The sequence below is a fragment of the Tatumella sp. JGM94 genome (assembly GCF_018257595.1).
In the GTDB taxonomy this organism is placed as follows: domain Bacteria; phylum Pseudomonadota; class Gammaproteobacteria; order Enterobacterales; family Enterobacteriaceae; genus Tatumella; species Tatumella punctata.
On sequence record NZ_JAERJN010000006.1, the window covers coordinates 151,871 to 173,692 of the forward strand.

The following is a 21,822-nucleotide window of genomic DNA, read 5'->3' on the forward strand; positions in this document are numbered from 1 at the left end:
TTGCCGTCTTAGCTGAAAACTCTGTTTTTTTGCCCCTGTGGCGGAATAAGTCACTGCGACTTCCGTTCGCCACAGGTATACTTAAGGCAAACGGTGTATTTATATGCTGAGAAATCCAGAGCAGCGATAAAGGAGATTATAATGACAACGGTCCCGGTGATGACGATTGATGGCCCGAGTGGGGCCGGGAAAGGCACGCTGTGTAAAGCGATTGCTGAGAAACTGCAATGGCATTTACTGGACTCCGGCGCGATTTATCGGGTGCTGGCCCTGGCGGCGTTACATCATCGCGTGGATATCAGCTCGGAAGAAGCGCTGGTTCCGATTGCAGCGCATCTTGATGTGCGTTTTCTCTCCGTTGACGGTGAGCTGCAGGTTATTCTGGAAGGTGAAGAGGTGACCAGCGAAATCCGTACCCAGGATGTCAGTAATACGGCGTCTAAAGTCGCAGCGTTCCCGCGGGTGCGGGAAGCTCTTTTACGGCGGCAGCGGGCTTTTAAAGAAGCGCCGGGGCTGATTGCTGATGGCCGTGACATGGGAACGGTCGTGTTTCCTGAAGCCGCAGTGAAGATTTTCCTCGATGCCAGCGCCGAAGAAAGAGCAGAACGGCGTATGCTACAGTTGCAGGAAAAGGGCTTTAGTGTTAACTTTGAGCGCCTTTTATCTGAGATAAAAGAACGGGACGACCGTGATCGTAACCGTGCCGTGGCTCCGCTGGTGCCTGCGGCGGATGCATTGGTTATTGATTCTACCGGCATGACTATTGAGCAAGTGATTGAAAAAACACTTGAATATGCCAGGTCACGGTTGAAAGATCTCGTTTGAGTTCTGGCCAGCGCGCCGACAGAATGCTTTACCCCCGTACCACGGATGGTGCGGGGTATGTGAAACAACCCCATCCGACAATGATGTCAGATGGACGTTAAATTGAAGAATCCTGAAGATTATCAATATGACTGAATCTTTTGCTCAACTCTTTGAAGAGTCCCTGAAAGAAATCGAAACCCGTCCGGGTTCCATTGTTCGTGGTGTTGTTGTTGCTATCGACAAAGACATCGTTCTGGTTGATGCGGGTCTGAAATCTGAATCTGCAATTCCTGCAGAGCAGTTCAAAAACGCAGCTGGCGAACTGGAAATCCAGGTAGGCGACGAAGTTGACGTAGCCCTGGATGCTGTAGAAGACGGCTTCGGTGAAACGCTGCTGTCCCGTGAAAAAGCTAAACGTCACGAAGCTTGGATCACGCTGGAAAAAGCGTATGAAGAAGCTGAAACTGTTACCGGTATTATCAACGGCAAAGTCAAGGGCGGCTTCACTGTTGAGCTGAACGGTATTCGTGCGTTCCTGCCAGGTTCACTGGTAGATGTGCGTCCGGTTCGTGATACTCTGCACCTGGAAGGCAAAGAGCTTGAATTCAAAGTAATCAAGCTTGATCAGAAACGTAACAACGTGGTGGTTTCCCGCCGTGCGGTTATCGAATCTGAGAACAGTGCTGAACGTGATCAACTGCTGGAAAACCTGCAGGAAGGCATGGAAGTTAAAGGTATCGTTAAGAACCTGACTGACTACGGTGCATTCGTTGATCTGGGTGGTGTTGACGGCCTGCTGCATATCACTGATATGGCGTGGAAACGTGTTAAACATCCAAGCGAAATTGTCAACGTTGGCGACGAAATCACTGTTAAAGTGCTGAAGTTCGACCGCGAGCGTACCCGTGTATCTCTGGGCCTGAAACAGCTGGGCGAAGATCCTTGGGTTGCTATCGCTAAGCGTTACCCTGAGAGTACCCGTCTGACGGGTCGCGTGACCAACCTGACTGATTACGGCTGCTTCGTAGAAATCGAAGAAGGCGTTGAAGGTCTGGTACACGTTTCTGAAATGGACTGGACTAACAAAAACATTCACCCATCTAAAGTTGTTAACGTGGGTGATGTTGTTGAAGTTATGGTTCTGGACATCGACGAAGAACGTCGTCGTATCTCCCTGGGTCTGAAGCAGTGTAAATCTAACCCATGGCAGCAGTTCGCAGAAACTCACAACAAAGGCGATCGCGTTGAAGGTAAAATCAAGTCAATCACTGACTTTGGTATCTTCATCGGCCTGGACGGTGGTATCGACGGTCTGGTTCACCTGTCAGACATCTCCTGGAACGCGACCGGCGAAGAAGCCGTGCGTGAGTACAAGAAAGGCGACGAAATCGCCGCTGTTGTACTGCAGGTCGATGCAGAACGTGAGCGTATCTCTTTAGGCGTTAAGCAACTGGCTGAAGATCCTTTCAACAACTACATCACCCTGAACAAGAAAGGCGTGATCGTGACTGGTAAAGTTACGGCAGTTGATGCGAAAGGTGCTACAGTTGAGTTAGCTGACGGCGTTGAAGGTTACCTGCGCGCTTCTGAAGCTTCACGTGACCGCGTTGAAGATGCAACTCTGGTTCTGAATGTCGGCGACGAAGTTGAAGCTAAATTCACCGGTGTTGATCGTAAAAACCGTGTTGTAAGCCTGTCTGTTCGTGCAAAAGACGAAGCTGACGAGAAAGATGCAATCGCAACTGTTAACAACAAACAGTCTGACGAAAGCAACTTCTCTAACGCAATGGCTGAAGCTTTCAAAGCAGCATCTAAAGGCGAGTAATCTGCCTGAAATGACGGACAACAACCCGCGGTTGTTGTCCGCTCAGGTCAGCTGTCAAATGTTCCATAAAGGAATTAACCGGAGGATTCATGACTAAGTCAGAGTTGATCGAACGCCTTGCCAGCCAGCAAACACATATTCCGGCTAAGGCTGTTGAAGATGCTGTAAAAGAGATGCTTGAACATATGGCATCGACCCTGGCACAGGGTGAGCGTATCGAAATCCGGGGATTCGGCAGTTTCTCTCTGCACTATCGTGCTCCCCGTACTGGCCGTAACCCGAAAACGGGTGACAAAGTGGAACTGGAAGGTAAATACGTTCCCCACTTTAAACCAGGAAAAGAGCTACGAGATCGTGCAAACATTAGTGAATAATGTCTGAGCCTGAACTCATTGGATGCTAAAAACGGTACCTCAGGGTACCGTTTTTTTTGCCCGTAACAGTGTACGACCCGCGCCGCTGAATCTCCTCCCTCTCATCACCTACTTGTTTTCACCTTGCGTCTTTTGTCGCAATTATTCATCCCCCGTGTATCAGTAACAAAATCAAACGATGATTATTTTCTCCTGATAAACGGGAGACACTTGTGAACCTGATTATTTTTGCCTGGATAACCACCGTCAGCCTGATACCGCTGCTGTTTTTGCCCGTATTACCGGCACCGCCAGTACTGGTCCTTATTGCCGTCATTGCTCTGATCATACTACAGGCTGATAACGCCTGGTTATGGGCTATCGCCTGGTCTGGCCTGATATTCAGCTGGGGCGTGCTGGTGGCGTCTCAGCAATTACGTGAAGTGGAACAACTGACTCGCCGTCCGCTGAATGCGGTGGTCACAGTCGCAGCAACCGAAATCGGCCGCAAACGGATCCGGGTACAGATACATCAGGCGGAAGGGCGACTGCGTTTCCCGGCACTCTCTGCCTGGCTGACCGCAGGTGATACAGTGACTGAGTTTTGCCCGGGACAACGCTGGGAGATGCGTCTCAGGCTGCGGCCAGTGCATAGTCAGTTAAATGAAGGGGGATATGATCAGCAACGTTATGCGCTGGCAAATTACTGGCCGTTACAGGGAAAAGTACTGGCTAAAAAACCGCAGAATCTGAGTTGCAGCCTGAGATCCCGGGTGATTAACCAGGCCAGAGAAGATATGTCATCAGTAGCCAGTCAGGGGGTACTTCAGGCGCTTTTATTTGGCCTGCGTGACAATATCCCTCAGCGAACTAATCAGTTGTTCCGCGAAACAGGGGTGGCGCATCTGATGGCGATTTCCGGCATGCATATTGGTCTGGCGGGTAGCTTTGGCTGGTGGCTGGCCCGCAGTATGCAGAAATGGCTATCGGAGCGTTATATCAGCCCGCAATTTCCACAGGTGGCAGGGTGGCTATTAGCGGCACTCTATACCTGGATCTCCGGAGGTCTGGCACCGGCATTACGGGCGATGCTGGCCCTTACACTGTGGATGTTTATCCGGAATTACCGTTTCAATCTGAATAGCTGGCAGGTGTGGATCAGTTGTGCGGCAGGCTTACTGATCAGCGATCCTGTACTGATCCTTTCCGACAGTTTCTGGCTATCTATGCTGGCGGTATTGATGCTGCTGATCTGGTATCGGTGGTTTTCTTTACCCCGCTATCTTTCGCGTCCAGTCCGCTGGTTCTGGTTACGGTTATTGCATTTACAACTGGGAATGATGCTATTAATGCTGCCCTTGCAGGCACTGTTATTCAACGGAGTCAGTCTGGCTGCGTTACCGGCCAATATGATTGCTATTCCTGTCGTGTCATTACTGACATTACCCCTGGCAGGCATAGCGCTTCTGCTGACACCCACAGGGCTCTCTCCTGTATTCTGGATGCTGGCAGACAAATCCGTGGTGCTGATGGTCACGGTACTTGAAGCGCAACCTGCCAGCTGGTTTCCGGTCAGCGATTTCTTTTTGTGGGCGACCATTGCCTGGGGAGGGCTGCTATTTTTTCGTGCCGGCTTTGGCCGGTATTTTTCCGGCTCAGGCGGCGCTGTATTACTGAGTTGTTTATTATGGCGTTATTCTTCCGCGGGGGAGCAATGGCGTGCAGATATGCTGGATGTCGGACATGGTCTGGCGATAGTGATCAGTCAGGGGAAAGAGGCAGTTATTTATGACACCGGCAATCGCTGGCAGCAAGGGGATACCGGACAGAGAATTATTATCCCCTGGTTACAGCAGCGACAGTTAATGCCGCAGGAGGTGATTATCAGCCACCGCCATCTCGATCATTATGGCGGTCAGGGGAGTATCAGCAACCGCTGGCCCGCTATACCGCTGCGCACTGCGCTGGCCCGGCCCGCAGATTTATCCTGTTTTCGTGGTGAGCAATGGCAGTGGAAAAAGCTGACGTTTAGTGTGCTGTGGCCCCCGCAGAGCAGGGTCAGCGGTCAGAATGACGACTCCTGTGTGATCAGAGTCAGTGATGGTAAGTTTAGTTTATTGCTGACGGGTGACCTCGAACGGCGCGCGGAGCGCGAACTTGTCAGGCTGGAAAAGGAACAGTTACGCTCTACATTTATCCAGGTGCCTCATCACGGCAGTAATACTTCGTCTGCCCCGGTATTATTACGGCGGGTCAATGGTCAGCTGGCAATGGCCTCGCTGGCCCGTTATAACAACTGGAAGATGCCATCCCCAGCGGTGATCAAACGCTATCGTGATGCGGGGTTTCGCTGGCTTGATACTGCTGTCTCGGGACAAATTTCCCTGCGTATTTATAAGGACAGTTATCAGGTTTTAGAAATGCGCGAACAAATTTCCCGGCGCTGGTATCATCAGTGGTTTGGCGTAAAAGCCGAATCCAGGTAGAATAAGCCGTAATCCCAAACAACGTGAAGAAATAATGCATCCAGATAAAGATCTCTCAACGTGGCAGACATTCCGTCGACTATGGCCAATGATTACTCCGCACAAGGCGGGATTAGTGGTGGCGGCGGTTGCTCTGGTACTGAATGCCGCAGGCGATACCCTGATGTTATCGTTACTAAAACCCTTACTTGATGATGGTTTCGGAAAAGCCGATAAATCAGTGCTGATATGGATGCCATTAGCGGTAATGGGTCTGATGCTGATCCGTGGTGTGACCAGTTATGTCTCAAGTTACTGTATTTCGTGGGTGTCCGGTCATGTTGTTATGACCATGCGCCGTCGTTTATTTTCCCATATGATGGGCATGCCGGTTGCCTTCTTTGATCAACAGTCGACCGGCACATTATTGTCGCGTATTACTTATGATTCTGAGCAGGTAGCCTCTTCGTCATCCAGTGCCCTGGTAACAGTGGTCAGAGAAGGTGCATCCATCATTGGCCTGTTTATTATGATGTTTTACTACAGCTGGCAGTTATCGTTAATTCTGATTGTGTTAGCCCCGATCGTCTCTGTCGCTATCCGTATGGTATCTAAGCGTTTCCGTGGTATCAGTAAATCCATGCAGAACACCATGGGACAAGTGACTACCAGCGCAGAGCAAATGCTGAAAGGCCATAAAGAAGTCCTTATTTTTGGCGGACAGCAGGTGGAAACCAAACGTTTTGATGTGGTCAGTAACCGTATGCGTCAGCAGGGGATGAAGCTGGTGTCAGCATCGTCAATCTCTGACCCTATTATTCAGTTGATTGCTTCACTGGCACTGGCTTTTGTGCTCTATGCTGCCAGCTTCCCGGAGGTGATGGATACCCTGACTGCAGGTACAATTACCGTAGTTTTTTCCTCGATGATTGCCTTAATGCGTCCGTTGAAATCACTGACCAACGTTAACGCACAGTTCCAGCGTGGTATGGCGGCCTGTCAGACCCTGTTCACTATCCTTGACTCCGAACAGGAAGTGGATACGGGGACTAAAGTACTGGAGCGTGCCCGTGGTGATATTGAGTTCCGTAATGTCACATTCAGCTATCCCGGCCGTGACACCCCGGCTTTACACGATATTTCCATGACCCTGCCGGAAGGAAAAACCGTTGCTTTAGTCGGACGTTCGGGGTCAGGTAAGTCAACAATCGCCAGTTTACTGACCCGTTTTTACGATATTCAGTCCGGCCAGATTACGCTGGATGGTCATGACCTGCGGGAATACACCCTGCATTCCTTACGTAATCAGGTCGGGCTGGTTTCTCAGAATGTGCATTTATTCAATGATACTATCGCGAATAATATCGCCTATGCCCGGGAATCAGAATTCAGCCGTGAAGAAATAGAACGGGCTGCCACTATGGCCCACGCCATGGACTTTATCGGAAAAATGGATAATGGTCTTGATACGGTGATTGGTGAGAATGGTGTACTGTTATCCGGTGGTCAGCGTCAGCGTATTGCCATCGCGCGGGCATTGTTACGTGATTGTCCGGTACTGATTCTGGACGAAGCTACCTCAGCACTGGATACCGAATCTGAACGGGCAATCCAGTCAGCGCTGGATGAATTGCAAAAAAACCGTACCTCGCTGGTGATTGCTCACCGTCTGTCGACCATCGAAAAAGCCGATGAAATCGTGGTGGTGGAAGACGGCAGAATTATTGAACGTGGTTCACACACCGACCTGCTGGAGCAGCGGGGTGTTTACGCGCAACTTCATAAAATGCAGTTTGGCAAATGATTGAGCGGCTGTGGAGTGGTCAGTCAGGGTGGTGGCGCTTACTGCTGCCCTTTTCTCTGCTGTACGGCGCAGTCACTACGCTGTTACGGTTAAGTTACCGTAAAGGCTGGCGCAAAAGCTGGCGGGCACCGGTGCCTGTGGTGGTGGTCGGTAACCTGACTGCCGGCGGAAACGGTAAAACCCCGGTGGTGATCTGGCTGGTGGAACAGTTGCTGGCCAGGGGGTTACGTCCGGCAGTGGTATCACGGGGTTATGGCGGAAAAGCCGACCGTTATCCACTGCTGCTTAATGATAAAACCACCACCGGGGAAGCCGGCGACGAACCGGTACTGATCTATCAGCGTACCGGAGTGCCGGTCGCGGTTGCACCGGTACGTGCAGACGCGGTTTCAGCCGTCCTGCAGTCGTATACTATTGATGTTATCGTGACGGATGACGGGTTACAGCATTACGCACTGCAACGGGATATTGAAATTGTGGTGGTTGACGGAGTCCGCCGGTTTGGCAATGGCTGGTGGCTGCCTGCCGGTCCGATGCGTGAACGAAGCTCAAGATTAAGTGACGTTGATGCGGTAGTGATTAATGGGGGGACTGCCGGGGAAAGTGAAATCAGTATGCACCTTGCGGCCGGAGATGCGGTTAATTTACTGAGCGGTGAAACCCGTAAGTTGTCTGAGCTAAGAAATGTTATCGCTATGGCAGGTATCGGCCATCCGCCCCGTTTCTTTAACACCCTCAGGGAACAGGGACTAGTCCCGCAGGCCGAAATCGCTTTTTCTGACCATCATGCTTACAGTGCTGATGAAGTGGAACAGTTGCTGACCGGTGATCAGCAATTACTGATGACCGAAAAAGACGCCGTAAAATGTCGTACTTTTGCCAGAGAAAACTGGTGGTATTTACCCGTAAGTGCCCGGCTCTGCGGGACAGCTGTCGGCCCTTTGCTGGACAATATCCTCAGCCGGGTGTCGCCGCGCTGACGGCTGCACTTTTTCTGTTTTGTCTTTCTTCTGTCAGAGGCCATTTTATGGCCTCTGATGCTTTCTGCGGGTGACAAACAATGTCTCCTCTCCGGGCGGCTGTGATATGCTAACGCTCTGCACCCTGATGGAGGAAATATGGATCATCGTTTACTTGAAATAGTGGCATGCCCTGTCTGTAATGGTAAGTTGCATTATAATCAGAAACTTCAGGAACTGACCTGTAAAGCCGACGGATTAGCTTACCCTGTGCGTGATGGCATTCCGGTTTTACTGGAAAATGAAGCCAGGACGCTGACCGCGGAAGAGAAACTGTCATGAGTTTTGTGGTCATCATCCCTGCGCGTTTTGCATCTACCCGTCTGCCCGGTAAGCCATTAATGGATATTAACGGATTACCGATGGTTGTTCGTGTGTTGCAGCAAGCCGCGGCCTCAGGAGCATCACGGGTTATCGTTGCTACGGATCATTCTGAAGTGGCAGCCGCAGTCACGGCTGCCGGCGGGGAGGTCTGTATGACACGCGAAGACCACCATTCCGGTACTGAACGACTGGCTGAAGTTATTGAGAAATATAACTTCCCTGACGACACGATTATTGTAAATGTTCAGGGTGATGAACCACTGATTCCGCCGGCGATCATCCGTCAGGTTGCCGGTAATCTGGCGAACGCAACCTCCGGAATGGCAACGCTGGCTGTACCGATCACTGATGCAGAAGAGGCGTTTAATCCTAATGCGGTTAAAGTTGTCACTGATCATCAGGGATACGCCTTATATTTCTCCAGGGCGACTATTCCGTGGGATCGCCAGCGTTATGCCGAATCCCGCGAACAGGCCGGAGATACGCTACTCAGACATATCGGCATTTATGCGTACCGGGCAGGATTTATCCGTCGTTATATCCGCTGGGAGCCCTGCGCCCTGGAACAGACAGAGCTGCTGGAGCAGTTACGGGTTCTGTGGTACGGCGAAAAAATTCATGTCGATGTGGCCCTGGAAACGCCGAGTGTCGGGGTTGATACACTTGCGGATCTGCAACGTGTGCGCGACATCCTGAGCTGATGACCGCCCGGCAGCTGATACAGCGAGGTATCAGGAGGGAAGATGGAACGATTAAAATCAGAGCTCAGTCTTATCCTCGGGGAGTCTGTCGGCCGGATAGAACCCCTTAACTGTCAGCCTCACTCCTGCCTGTATGCACTTTATGACCGGTCCGGTCAGGCGATGCCGATGGTGGTGCGTGATTTTTCGCAACCCGGCCTCGCGGAACAACAGGCCAGAAAACTGATGTTATTACGACAGCACGGGTCGGTCCCTGTACCTGCCGTCTACGGTGTTGTATTCAGTGACCGGTTACCCTTTCATGAATTATTGCTGGTGGAAAGGCTGGGAGGAATTTCTGCCGCAGCGCCGGCCCGTTCTCCTGGTGCTCAGGAACGGCTGGCACAACAGATTGCAGACGGGCTGGGCAGCTGGCACAGTCAGTCAGCAGATAATATGAGTGGTTATATTGACAGCTGTCAGTCACTCAGCTGGCCGGACTGGTACAGGCAGTACACCACGGTTCTGTGGTCTCTGCTCAGGCAAAAAAAACAAACAGCCCTCTCTGCTGCAGACCTGCAATTTCTGTCACTGACCCAGCGTAACTATCAGCAGCTGTTTGCTGATCTGAGTCAGCCGAATGTTATGCTGCACGGTAACCTTGAGCTCAGCAATATTATCAAAGACCCTCATACGGAAAGTCTGCTGGCGATGGTTCAGCCCGGCCGTATACTCTGGGCACCGGCGGAATTTGAACTATTCCGTTTATGGAATGAACCTGTCGGACAAGCGATTATTCTTAAATACCGGCACAGACACCCGCTGGACGAAGGCTTTATCTGGCGTTGCCCGTTATACCGCCTATGGTATCAGGCAGAGCAGGTTGTCTGTAACCAGCCATTTTCAGCACAGGACTTTGCTGAAGCCAGGAGGCAACTGCTTCCGTGGCTTGCTGAATAAGCTTCAGCTGCTGATTTTTTGCCACAGTTGCCCCAGTGTTTCATACCAGGCCCGTTCGCTGTGAGATAACCAGATGGCAGCAGGCGTTATCCTTTCCAGGAAAGTTAACGGGCCGGAGATCGCCAGCTGGTTTGCCGGTGCCGGCCAGGGGTGCAGCCCCTGACGCTGGAAGAAGATCATCGCTCTGGGCAGATGATTGGCAGATGTCACCAGCAGCAGAGAGTGCCGGCCGACGATATTTTTTACGGCGGCGGCTTCTTCGGCCGTATCTCTGGGAGTATCGAGCTGAATAATATCAGTGGCGGGGACGCCAAGTGAGACAGCAACTTCTGCGGCAACACTGGCGTTACTGCGCGGGTTATCGCCGGCTCTTGCACCGGTAAAAATCATCTTAGCCGCGGGGCTTAATCGCCATTGTCTGACACCTTCTGCCACCCTTGGCAGACTGTTACCCACCAGATTAGACCCCGGCGCCCAGTGAGGGTCATAGGTATAGCCGCCCCCCAGTACCACGATATAATCGACCGGACGCTCACCTTGCCAGGTGGGATAGTGATTTTCCAGAGGGGCCAGTAAACGATCGGCCACCGGTTGCAGGCTTAACAGCAGTAAAACCAGCCAGCTGACCGAAAGCATAATTTTGCCGGATTTCTGCCAGCGGCTGAACCAGAGCAAAATAAGTCCCGATGCCATAAAAATAATGATTAACGGCAGCGGAGACAGCACTGCGCCTATCATTTTTTTAACCATAAAAAGCATAAATCTCACCAGTTTTGTCTGAAAAAACAGCAGCCGATCGTAATCTCAGGGATGAAAGCTACATTCTTGCAAGAGCTGTGACAAAATAGCATATTTGCGCCATCACCTAACCGGAGCTTTGCCATGAAGGATCGTAATTTTGATGATCTTGCAGAAAAATTTGCTCAGAATATTTACGGTACCGCGAAAGGTCAAATTCGTCAGGCAATTCTCCGGGATGAACTTGAAGATATATTATCTGCACTGCCACAACGGCCCTTATCAATAATTGATGCCGGTGGCGGTATCGGTCAGATATCCAGCGGACTGGCGTTGTGTGGCCATCAGGTATTACTCGGGGATGTCTCAGCAGAAATGCTGCGGCGTGCTGAAGAACATGCCCTGGCGACCGGTGCCAGCGGGAATATGGTTTTTAAGCAAATGCGGGTGCAGGATATTACAGACCATTTGGATCAGCCTGCGGATCTGGTATTGTTCCATGCCGTGCTGGAATGGATCGCTGAACCTGAACTGGCGCTGAAGGCATTATTTGAAGCGTTAACCCCCGGCGGGGTATTATCGCTAATGTTTTATAATCTTCACGGACTGACGATGCAGAACCTGACACTGGGTAATTTTGGTTACCTGCGGGCGGATATGAAAAAACGGAAGAAGAAAACCCTGTCACCGGACTATCCCCGCGACCCTCAGCAGGTCTATGGCTGGTTAACCGAATGCGGGTTTATCATCGAGCAACGGGCAGGGATCCGTGTGTTCAGTGATTTTATCCGTGATATGCCCCCGAGTGCCAATGGCTTTGACGGTATTCTGGAAATGGAGCGGCGATTCAGTCGTCAGGAACCTTTCTTAAGTCTGGGCCGTTATATTCATGTGACTGCGCGTAAACCTCTGCAGAAGGATCAATTATGAGTGATTTCTCCCAGACGATCCCGGAGCTGGTTTCCTGGGCCCGTACCAGCGATTTTTCTATTTCGCTGCCCACGGAGCGTCTGGCTTTCCTGCTGGCTATTGCGACGCTGAATGGCGAAAGAATGGACGGTGAGCTGAGTGAAGGAGAACTGACTGACGGGTTTCGTCATGTCAGCAAAGCCTTTGAACAAACCAGTGAAACCGTCCAGGCCAGGGCGAACAACGCCATCAATGATATGGTAAGACAGCGATTACTTAACCGCTTTACCAGTGAACAGGCTGACGGACATGCGATTTACCGGCTGACCCCGCTGGGAATTGGTATTACGGATTATTATATTCGTCAGCGTGAATTTTCTACCCTGCGCTTATCCATGCAGTTATCTATTGTAGCCAGTGAGCTGAAGCGGGCGGCAGAGGCGGCAGAAGAAGACGGCGATGAATTCCACTGGCATCGTAACGTGTTTGCGCCATTAAAATATTCGGTAGCAGAAATTTTCGACAGTATCGATCTCACACAGCGCTCAATGGATGAACAACAGCAGGGTGTCAAAGATGATATCGCTGCATTGTTAAATAAAGACTGGCGCGCAGCCATTTCAAGTTGTGAGTTATTACTGTCTGAGACTTCCGGTATTCTGCGTGAATTACAGGATACCCTGGAAGCGGCGGGGGATAAATTACAGGCTAACCTGATGCGGATTCAGGATGCCACGCTTAACAGCCCTGATTTGGGTTTTGTGGATAAGCTGGTGTTTGATCTGCAAAGCAAACTGGACAGGATCACCAGCTGGGGTCAGCAGGCAATTGACCTGTGGATTGGCTACGATCGCCATGTACATAAATTTATCCGTACCGCGATTGATATGGACAAAAACCGTGTATTTGCTCAGCGGTTACGTCAGTCGGTACAGAATTACTTCGAAAACCCCTGGGCGCTGACTTACGCCAATGCCGAACGTCTGTTTGATACCCGCGAAGATGAACTGACTCTGCGTAATGAAGAAGTGACCGGGGAATTACCGGCAGAACTGGAGTTTGAGGAATTTAACGAAATCCGTGAGCAACTGGCCGCCATGATTGAAGAAGCGTTACGGGTTTATAAACAACAGGCAATACCACTGAACCTGGCCGATGTCATGCGTGAATATCTGGCACAGTATCCGCGTGCACGGCATTTCGATTTAGCGCGGATTGTTATCGATCAGGCAGTACGTCTGGGTGTTTCTGAAGCTGATTTAGCAGGGCTGCCTGCTGAGTGGCAAACTATAAATGATTACGGAGCCAAGGTGCAGGCACATGTCATTGACAAATATTGAACAAGTGATGCCGGTTAAGCTGGCACAGGCACTGGCTAATCCGATTTTTCCGGCGCTGGACAGTCAGTTAAGGGCCGGCCGGCATATCGGTTTTGAAGAATTAGACAATCATGCCTTTTTAATGGATTTTCAGACCGAACTGGAAGAGTTTTATTCCCGTTATCACGTTGAATTAATCCGCGCGCCGGAAGGTTTTTTCTATCTGCGTCCGCGCTCCACAACGCTGATCGCCCGGTCGGTAATGTCAGAGCTGGATATGATGGTAGGAAAAATTCTCTGTTACCTCTATCTCAGTCCGGAACGGCTGGCGAATGAAGGTATCTTCACCCAGCAGGAATTGTATGACGAACTGATGTCTCTGGCAGATGAAAATAAACTACTGCGTTTTGTGAATCAGCGTTCAACCGGCTCCGACTTTGACCGTACAAAATTGCAGGAAAAAGTACGGGCTTCACTGAACCGGCTGCGCCGGCTGGGCATGGTATGGTTTATCAGTAATGACAGCAGCAAATTCCGCATTATGGAATCCGTATTCCGTTTCGGTGCTGAAGTCCGCAGTGGTGATGAACCACGTGAAGCCCAGTTGCGTTTAATCCGTGACGGTGAAGGCGTGGCACTGGCGTCCGGGGAGACAGAGAATCGTGCAGCAGCAGAAAATGATCAGCGCAGTGATGACGTTGCAGCAAACGGGGAGGATGACGAAGAATGATTGAACGCGGAAAGTTTCGATCCCTGACATTAATCAACTGGAATGGCTTCTTTGCCCGTACCTTTGATCTCGATGATATGGTGACCACCCTGTCCGGAGGCAATGGTGCCGGTAAGTCGACCACGATGGCGGCATTTATCACAGCACTGATTCCTGACCTGACATTACTCCATTTCAGAAATACAACCGAAGCCGGAGCCACCAGTGGTTCACGGGATAAAGGGCTACACGGAAAACTGCGCGCCGGTGTGTGTTATGCGGTACTTGATGTTGTGAACTCCCGTGGCCAGCGCTCTGTGGCTGGCGTGCGTTTACAACAAATTTCCGGACGTGATAAGAAAGTTGATATCAAGCCGTTCAGTATTCATGAACTGCCGGAGGCAACCAGCCCGACCGAACTGCTGACAGAAATTGTGAACAGCCGTCAGGCTAAAGTCCTGCCATTAAATGAAGTAAAAGAGCGGCTGGAAGGCGTTGAGGGTGTGACCTTCCGCCAGTATAGCTCTGTGACTGACTATCACAGTATGATGTTTGAACAGGGTATTGTTGCGCGCCGGCTGCGTACTCAGGGTGACCGCAGCAAATATTACCGGCTGATTGAAGCGTCGTTATATGGCGGGATCTCCAGCGCGATTACCCGATCATTACGTGATTATCTGTTGCCGGAAAATGGCGGGGTACGTAAAGCATTCCAGGATATGGAAGCCGCACTGCGTGAAAACCGGATGACGCTGGAAGCTATCCGGGTGACCCAGTCAGACCGAAACCTGTTTAAGCACCTGATCACCGAAGCCACAGATTATGTGGCTGCGGATTATATGCGACATGCGAATGAGCGCCGGACGCATCTGGACGGTGCTTTGTTACTGCGTAATGAACTGTTTACCGGTCGTAAAACACTGGCAGCTGACCAGTATCGTCATGTCGAAATGGCCCGCGAACTGGCAGAGCATTCTGCCGCTGAAGGTTCTCTGGAGTCTGACTATCAGGCTGCCAGTGATCACCTTAACCTGGTGCAGACGGCCGTCCGGCAGCAGGAAAAAATTGAGCGTTATGAAGGTGAGCTTGATGAGCTGACTTACCGGCTGGAAGAACAGCAGGAAGTGGTTGCTGAAGCCGAAGAAATTAATGAAGACAATCAGCAACGTGCTGAAGCTGCGGAGCTTGAAGTTGATGAACTGAAAAATCAGCTGGCTGATTTCCAGCAGGCGCTGGATGTTCAGCAAACCCGTGCTATCCAGTATCAGCAGGCGATACAGGCCCTGCAACGGGCGCGGGAACTGTGCCAGATCCCCGATTTATCCCTGGACAGTGCCGAACAATGGCAGGAACGTTTTAGTGCCAGAGAAGAAGAAGCAACCGGCCAGTTACTGGCATTAGAGCAGAAACTCAGTGTCGCCGAAGCAGCACACAGCCAGTTTGAACAGGCCCTGGAACTGGTCACCCGCATTTCCGGCCCTGTCAGCCGTCATGATGCCTGGCAGACCGGCCGGGAAATCGTACGTGACGCCGCAAACCAGCGGCATTATGCTGATCAGTTATCGTCTTTGCGTTTACGTCTGGCTGAGCTGGAGCAGCGTTTACGTGAACAACACGAGGCTGAACGTCTGCTGGCCGAATTCTGTAAAACGCAGGGGCAGCACTATGATGCTGATAGCCTGGAAGAACTGCACCGCGAGCTGGAAGCACAGATTGAGTTGCTGGCTGATGTGGTGGCAAATGCCGGAGAGCAGCGTTTAACCCTGCGTCAGACCCTGGCACAGATCCGTGAAAAAATCACCGGTCTGACCAGCAAAGCCCCCCATTGGCTGGCTGCCCAGGAGATCCTGACTCAGCTGAGCGAGCAGACCGGGCAGGCATTAACCAACAGCCAGCAGGTGACGGGTTATATGCAGCAGTTGCTGGAGCTGGAACGTGAAACCACCGTCGAACGTGATGCGGTTGCAGCGCAAAAACGCGAAGCAGAACAGCAGATTGAACGTCTCAGCCAGCCCGGCGGCTCTGAAGACAGCCGTCTGAACCAGCTGGCAGAGCGCTTTGGCGGGGTATTGCTGTCTGAAATATATGATGATGTCACCCTGGATGATGCTCCGTATTTCTCTGCATTGTATGGCCCTTCACGTCATGCGATCGTGGTCCCGGATTTAAGCCTGATCCAGCAGCAGCTCTCCGGGCTGGAAGATTGTCCGGAAGATCTCTACCTGATCGAAGGGGATCCTCAGTCATTTGATGACAGTGTATTCAGTGCCGATGAGCTGGAAGGCGCAGTTATTGTTAAAGTGGCGGATCGCCAGTGGCGTTATTCACGTTTTCCGAAAGTCCCGTTATTCGGCCGTGCTGCGCGGGAGAACCAGCTGGAATTACTGCATAATCAGCGTGATAAACTGGCTGAAACTTACGCGACCTTGTCATTTGATGTACAGAAAACCCAGCGTCTGCACCAGTCATTCAGTCGTTTTATCGGCAGTCATCTGGCGATTGCATTCGAACAGGATCCTGAAGCGCAAATTCGTGAACTGAATAATCAGCGGGTGGAGATAGAACGCGCACTCAGCCAGCACGAGAATGAAACACAGCAGCAGCGCCAGCAGTATGAATTGGCGAAAGAGGGCGTAGCCCGGCTCAACCGTCTGTTACCACGGGTAAGCCTGTTGCAGGATGATACCCTGGCCGATCGTTGTGAAGAGATCCGCGAGCAGGTCGAAGAAGCTCAGGAAGCTTCCCGCTATCTGCACCAGCATGGCAGTAAAATCAGCAAGCTGGAAAGCATGTTATCAGTACTGCAAAGCGATCCGCAGCAGCATGCTCAGCTGCAGACTGACTACCAGACGGCACAGCAGAAGCAGCGCGAATACCGTCAGCAGTCCTTTGCACTGACCGAGGTCTTACAGCGCCGCGCCCATTTCAGCTATACAGATTCAGGCAGTATGCTGAACGGTAACAGTGACCTGAGTAATAAACTGCGCAAACAGCTCGAACAGGCAGAGGGTGAACGCTCGCAGGCCAGAGAGCGGTTACGGGAACATCAGTCAATGCTGACGCAGTATTCGCGGGTACTGGCATCCCTGAAAAGTTCTTATGATGCCAGGAAAGATATGCTCCGGGAATTGCATCAGGAAATGCAGGATATCGGCGTGGCTGCGGATACCAGTGCGGAAGAACGGGCCCGGTTACGCCGTGATGAACTGCATAATCAGCTCAGCCACAACCGTGCGCGACGTAATCAGCTTGAAAAACAGATTACATTCTGTGAAGCGGAAATGGATAGCCTGCAAAAACGGCTGCGTAAACTGGAACGGGAGTATGCCCAAAGCCGTAGTCAGGTGGTCAGAGCCAAAGCGGGCTGGTGCACAGTGATGCGGCTGGTGAAAGATAACGGCATTGAGCGTCGTTTGCATCGCCGTGAACTGGCCTATCTGGGCGGAGATGAACTGCGTTCCATGTCGGATAAAGCTCTCGGTGCGCTGCGTCTTGCGGTTGCTGATAATGAACATCTGCGGGATGTACTGCGGTTATCGGAAGATCCAAAGTATCCGGAACGTAAGATTCGTTTCTTTATCGCGGTCTATCAGCACCTGCGTGAACGTATCCGTCAGGACATTATCCGTACTGATGATCCGGTTGAAGCTATCGAACAGATGGAAATTGAACTCAACCGGCTGACCGAAGAACTGACTGCCCGTGAACAAAATCTGGCAATCAGCTCCCGCAGTGCGGCAAATATTATCCGTAAAACAATACAGCGTGAGCAGAACCGTATTCGTCAGCTTAACCAGGGGTTGCAGGCGGTGAGTTTCGGACAGGTCAACAGCGTGCGTCTTAACGTGAACGTCCGTGAAGCACATTCTGTGTTACTTGAGACCCTCGCCCGTGATCACGATCAGCATCAGGATCTGTTTAACAGCCAGCGTCTGACCTTTTCGGAAGCGATGGCAAAATTGTACCAGCGTCTGAATCCGCATATCGATCTCGGACAGCGCACGCCGCAGGTGATTGGTGAAGAACTGCTGGATTACCGTAACTATCTGGAAATGGAAGTTGAAGTAAACCGTGGTTCTGAAGGCTGGCTGCGTGCGGAAAGTGGTGCCCTGTCCACCGGGGAAGCGATTGGTACCGGCATGTCTATTCTGGTGATGGTGGTACAAAGCTGGGAAGAAGAATCACGCCGCCTGCGGGGCAAAGATATCTCTCCTTGCCGGTTACTGTTCCTTGATGAAGCAGCACGGCTTGATGGCCGTTCGATCGCGACATTATTTGAATTGTGCGAGCGACTGGATATGCAACTGGTGATTGCGGCACCGGAAAATATCAGTCCGGAGAAAGGCACCACCTATAAACTGGTCCGTAAGGTGATTAATAATACGGAGCATGTGCATGTGGTTGGTTTACGTGGATTTAGTCCGGAGCCGTCGCTAACAACACCGCCGTCAGAAGCAGCAGAAGAATAACTTTATCTTTCTGACCTATTTCAGGGTACAAATTAAATAACATAAAACGGCATTTGTTTTTCAGCAAATGCCGTTTTATTGTTTACACTGGATGTATTAATCCGAAAACGTAATGTCTGAACGAGTGCTGTTGCTTACGGTAAGATATAAGGGGGCAGGGATGTTAAAAAAAGGTCGTATGTTCAGGCCGGTAATAATATTGTGCGGGCTGCCACTGGCACTGATGCCCGTATCATCATTGCTTGCGGCACAGATTAACAATCGCGGAGACGCCGCGGAACAGCAGGTCCGTGTTCATCCTGAGACTGTCAATTTTCGTACGGTGATCAGTTCATTACCTGCCGGAGTGCATCCCAGATACTTATCCGAACTGTCGGCCCTTTACCAGGCCCGCCATATGCAACCTGTGTGGCAGGATACTCTGGCCACTGACAAATTTGAACAGCAATTAGCTGAGGTTGCGTTGTCCGGGGTCCAGCCACAATTCGGGGAATGGATCCGCGTACTATCACGCAGCGACATCACCGGAATGAAACGGGATATTATATTATCCGATGCCATGCTGGGTTATTTGCAGTTTGCGGCGCAGGCGCCTTTAAAAGGCGAAAGCTGGCTATACGGTAATACGCCCTATGCAATGACCGCGCCTTCCGCCGGACAGATTGCCCTCTGGCAGGCATCTTTGAACAGTCACCGTGAAGTTGCCTTTATTAACGGCCTGGCACCGCAACATCCGCAGTATCTGCCTATGCAGGCAGCACTGAAAAAGCTGCTGGCTGACAACAGGCCGTGGCCACATATGTCCGGACGCGGGTCGATAAGGCCGGGGGAAAGTCGTCCGGAGATACCGGAACTGCGTGCGATTTTGATCCGCAGCGGAATGCTGAACGAAAATACTCCGGTTCCGGTGGTCAGTGTCTCTCCGGCAGCGACGGACAGCGGAACACCGACGGCAGCCACCCAACCTTCCGCCGCGGGCGGACAAGGGTTACCGGCCAACAGTAACCTGACAGAGTCTTCCCCGGCCGTCATGCCAGTGGATCCGCAGACTCTGTATAGTCCTGAGCTGGTCGACGCTGTGAAACGCTTTCAGCAGTGGCAGGGGCTGGCCGCCGATGGTGTGATTGGTGCCCGTACCCGTGAATGGCTGAATGTCAGTCCGGGGATGCGTGCCGGATTACTGGCACTGAATATGCAGCGTCTGCGTTTACTGCCGGACGATATGCATAATGGCATTATGGTGAATATCCCTGACTTCTCGATGAATTTTTATCAGGACGGTAAAACGATTCTGCACTCGAGGGTGATTGTCGGACGACCGGACAGAAAGACACCACTGATGAGGAGTGCGCTGAATAATGTCGTCCTGAATCCGCCCTGGAACGTGCCGACCAGTCTGGTAAGAGACGATATTGTCCCGAAAGCGAAAAGTGACCCTTCGTACCTTTCAAAACACGGATTTACACTGTTCTCCGGCTGGACGGCAGATGCCAGTGTCATCAATCCGGATACTATCAACTGGGCTGCGGTTAATCCGGCCACGTTCCCGTACAGGGTTCGTCAGTCTGCGGGGCCGCAAAGTGCCCTGGGGCGTTACAAATTCAATATGCCCAGCTCTGATGCCATTTACCTGCATGATACCCCGAACCATACTCTGTTCCGGAGTGATATTCGTGCCCTGAGCTCCGGGTGTGTCAGGGTAAATAAAGCGTCTGAACTGGCAGGTTTACTGCTGCAAAACGTTGGCTGGGACAGTCGCCGGATTGCCGGGGCGATACAGCAGGGCGATACGCGGTTTGTTGCTATCCGCCACCGCATTCCTGTCAATCTCTATTATCTGACTGCCTGGGTGGGGGGGAACGGTCAGCCGGCATTTCGTACCGATATTTACAGTTACGATAATCTGGCCCGTAATGGACAAAGCAGTCTCAGTAATGCCGGTAAATTTATTCTTTAGTCTCTGAACGAAAACAGCTTTTACCGAACCTTGCTATATGGCTGATTGCTGTTTTATTTTTTTATCGCGGAAACTGCGCATTTATTGCAGATAACCGGCTTGACGCAGCCGGATCATCTGGTTATCGTGCTTTTTGTCTGTTTTTTGTCCCTCCGTTATTCAGGTTATATGTGTTCATGGATAAATTTGATTCCCAGCGTCGAAAACTGTTGTTGTTAGGCGGAGCTACCGCCGGCTTACTGGTACTCCCGGGGATGGCTGAGGCCTCCGTATCTGCATCACGTCCGCGTATACTTACTCTGAGTAATATGCATACCGGCGAAACCCTGAAAACAGAATTTTTTAACGGTAAAAGTTACAATAAAAGTGAACTGGTCCGGCTGAATCACTTTTTTCGTGATTACCGCGTAAACCAGATTAAGCCAATCGATCCACATCTGTTTGACCAGCTTTACCGGCTGCAGGTCATGCTTGGCACCCGCAAACCCGTGCAGCTGATTTCCGGTTACCGGTCCCTGGCGACAAACAACCGCTTACGTGCCAGCAGCAGCGGAGTGGCGAAGCACAGTTACCATACCCTTGGACAAGCCATGGATTTCCATATTGAAGGGGTACAATTAGCAAACATCCGTGCCGCGGCCCTGAAAATCCGTGCCGGAGGGGTCGGGTATTATCCGAAGAGTAATTTTGTCCATATTGATACCGGGCCCGTCAGGCACTGGTCTTAGTTTTTTGTTTTATTGAGGTTATTTCATTGAGTCAACTGCGCTACCATCTTATTCCGGTGACGGCTTTTTCCCAGAACTGCTCTGTTATCTGGTGCGAAGCGAGCGGAGAGACGGCGATAGTCGATCCGGGCGGTGATGCTGAAATTATCGTTCAGACCCTGAACTCCCTTGGACGTACGCCGTCGAAGATCCTGCTTACCCACGGGCACCTGGACCATGTCGGAGCGGCAGCGGAACTAGCCGCCCGTTATCAGATACCGCTGACTGGCCCCCAGATCCGTGACAAATTCTTACTGGATGCTCTGCCACAGCAAAGCCAGATGTTCGGGTTCCCTTATTGTGCGCCGTTACAGCCTGATAAATGGCTGGAGCAGGGCCAGGAGGTGCCTCTCGGTGAATTATCTCTGGAAGTATTTCATTGCCCGGGACACACGCCGGGGCATATTGTCTTTTTTGAGCGCAGCAGCCGGCTACTGATTTCCGGTGATGTGATCTTTAAAGGTGGTGTCGGGCGTTCAGATTTCCCTCAGGGCGACCATCAGCAGTTAATCCATTCGATAGTATCGACTTTACTGCCATTAGGGGATGACGTGACCTTTATCCCCGGGCATGGTCCTCTCTCCACCCTCGGAGATGAGCGTCAGACCAATCCGTTTCTCCGCTGAACAGATATAAAAAAGGTTCATCGCGTTTTACCGGGGAACGCTGCTTTTATCTTCAGGAAGAAGTAGTCATTATCCCGGTATCCATATGCCA

Annotated in this window: 17 protein-coding genes; 16 read left to right on the forward strand and 1 reads right to left on the reverse strand. The window is 51.4% G+C overall.

All coding sequences use genetic code 11. The annotated features are described in order from the left end of the window. Positions 1-141: 141 nt before the first annotated feature. The 9 genes from cmk to JK216_RS06530 all read left to right on the forward strand — a co-directional run bounded on the left by cmk (position 142) and on the right by JK216_RS06530 (position 10,237). Positions 142-825: a (d)CMP kinase gene (gene cmk / locus JK216_RS06490; RefSeq protein WP_212706695.1), complete on the forward strand. Its 684-nt coding sequence runs from the start codon at positions 142-144 to the stop codon at positions 823-825. Positions 826-952: 127 nt separating this feature from the next. Then, positions 953-2,632 (forward strand): 30S ribosomal protein S1, encoded by a 1,680-nt coding sequence (rpsA, locus tag JK216_RS06495; protein WP_212706694.1) that lies wholly within the window; start codon positions 953-955, stop codon positions 2,630-2,632. 89 nt (positions 2,633-2,721) lie between these two features. Continuing rightward, the gene (ihfB, locus tag JK216_RS06500; RefSeq protein WP_038019815.1) at positions 2,722-3,006 is read left to right on the forward strand and encodes an integration host factor subunit beta; all 285 of its coding nucleotides are present in this window, start codon (positions 2,722-2,724) and stop codon (positions 3,004-3,006) included. A 212-nt stretch (positions 3,007-3,218) separates the two neighbouring features. After that, on the forward strand, positions 3,219-5,471 hold the full coding sequence (locus JK216_RS06505) for a DNA internalization-related competence protein ComEC/Rec2 (protein WP_212711126.1): 2,253 nt from the start codon (positions 3,219-3,221) through the stop codon (positions 5,469-5,471). 34 nt (positions 5,472-5,505) lie between these two features. Then, positions 5,506-7,254 carry a lipid A ABC transporter ATP-binding protein/permease MsbA gene (msbA, locus tag JK216_RS06510; protein ID WP_212706693.1) on the forward strand — a complete coding sequence of 583 codons (1,749 nt, stop codon included), beginning with the start codon at positions 5,506-5,508 and terminating at the stop codon, positions 7,252-7,254. Then, positions 7,251-8,234 (forward strand): tetraacyldisaccharide 4'-kinase, encoded by a 984-nt coding sequence (gene lpxK, locus JK216_RS06515; RefSeq protein WP_212709919.1) that lies wholly within the window; start codon positions 7,251-7,253, stop codon positions 8,232-8,234. The genes msbA and lpxK overlap by 4 nt, the downstream gene beginning before the upstream one ends. Positions 8,235-8,372: 138 nt before the next feature. Continuing rightward, positions 8,373-8,555, forward strand: coding sequence for a Trm112 family protein (locus JK216_RS06520; RefSeq protein WP_212706691.1), 183 nt, complete (start codon positions 8,373-8,375; stop codon positions 8,553-8,555). After that, positions 8,552-9,298 (forward strand): 3-deoxy-manno-octulosonate cytidylyltransferase, encoded by a 747-nt coding sequence (gene kdsB, locus JK216_RS06525; protein ID WP_212706690.1) that lies wholly within the window; start codon positions 8,552-8,554, stop codon positions 9,296-9,298. Before JK216_RS06520 ends, kdsB begins: the two co-directional genes overlap by 4 nt. A 42-nt stretch (positions 9,299-9,340) precedes the next feature. Continuing rightward, positions 9,341-10,237, forward strand: a complete 897-nt coding sequence (locus tag JK216_RS06530; RefSeq protein ID WP_212711127.1) for a phosphotransferase — start codon at positions 9,341-9,343, stop codon at positions 10,235-10,237. 3 nt (positions 10,238-10,240) lie between these two features. On the opposite strand, the gene elyC is transcribed toward JK216_RS06530, so the two are convergent. Next, positions 10,241-10,996 (reverse strand): envelope biogenesis factor ElyC, encoded by a 756-nt coding sequence (elyC, locus tag JK216_RS06535; protein WP_212706688.1) that lies wholly within the window; start codon positions 10,994-10,996, stop codon positions 10,241-10,243. Between the two features lie 123 nt (positions 10,997-11,119). Here elyC and cmoM point away from each other — a divergent pair, with 123 nt between their 5' ends. From cmoM to JK216_RS06570, 7 genes are all read left to right on the forward strand, one after another. Next, positions 11,120-11,905, forward strand: coding sequence for a tRNA uridine 5-oxyacetic acid(34) methyltransferase CmoM (cmoM, locus tag JK216_RS06540; RefSeq protein WP_212711128.1), 786 nt, complete (start codon positions 11,120-11,122; stop codon positions 11,903-11,905). Then, on the forward strand, positions 11,902-13,224 hold the full coding sequence (gene mukF / locus JK216_RS06545) for a chromosome partition protein MukF (protein WP_212709922.1): 1,323 nt from the start codon (positions 11,902-11,904) through the stop codon (positions 13,222-13,224). The genes cmoM and mukF overlap by 4 nt, the downstream gene beginning before the upstream one ends. Then, the gene (mukE, locus tag JK216_RS06550) at positions 13,205-13,933 is read left to right on the forward strand and encodes a chromosome partition protein MukE (RefSeq protein ID WP_212706685.1); all 729 of its coding nucleotides are present in this window, start codon (positions 13,205-13,207) and stop codon (positions 13,931-13,933) included. Before mukF ends, mukE begins: the two co-directional genes overlap by 20 nt. Then, positions 13,930-18,381, forward strand: coding sequence for a chromosome partition protein MukB (gene mukB, locus JK216_RS06555; RefSeq protein WP_212711129.1), 4,452 nt, complete (start codon positions 13,930-13,932; stop codon positions 18,379-18,381). Before mukE ends, mukB begins: the two co-directional genes overlap by 4 nt. A gap of 160 nt (positions 18,382-18,541) precedes the next feature. Further along, complete coding sequence (gene ldtD / locus JK216_RS06560) at positions 18,542-20,338, forward strand: L,D-transpeptidase (protein WP_249212914.1); 1,797 nt, start codon at positions 18,542-18,544, stop codon at positions 20,336-20,338. Positions 20,339-20,514: 176 nt separating this feature from the next. Beyond that, a complete protein-coding gene (locus tag JK216_RS06565; RefSeq protein ID WP_212706683.1) occupies positions 20,515-21,066 on the forward strand; it encodes a YcbK family protein in 552 nt (183 codons plus the stop codon). Between the two features lie 35 nt (positions 21,067-21,101). Then, complete coding sequence (locus tag JK216_RS06570; RefSeq protein ID WP_212706795.1) at positions 21,102-21,731, forward strand: MBL fold metallo-hydrolase; 630 nt, start codon at positions 21,102-21,104, stop codon at positions 21,729-21,731. The last annotated feature ends 91 nt before the right edge of the window (positions 21,732-21,822 follow it).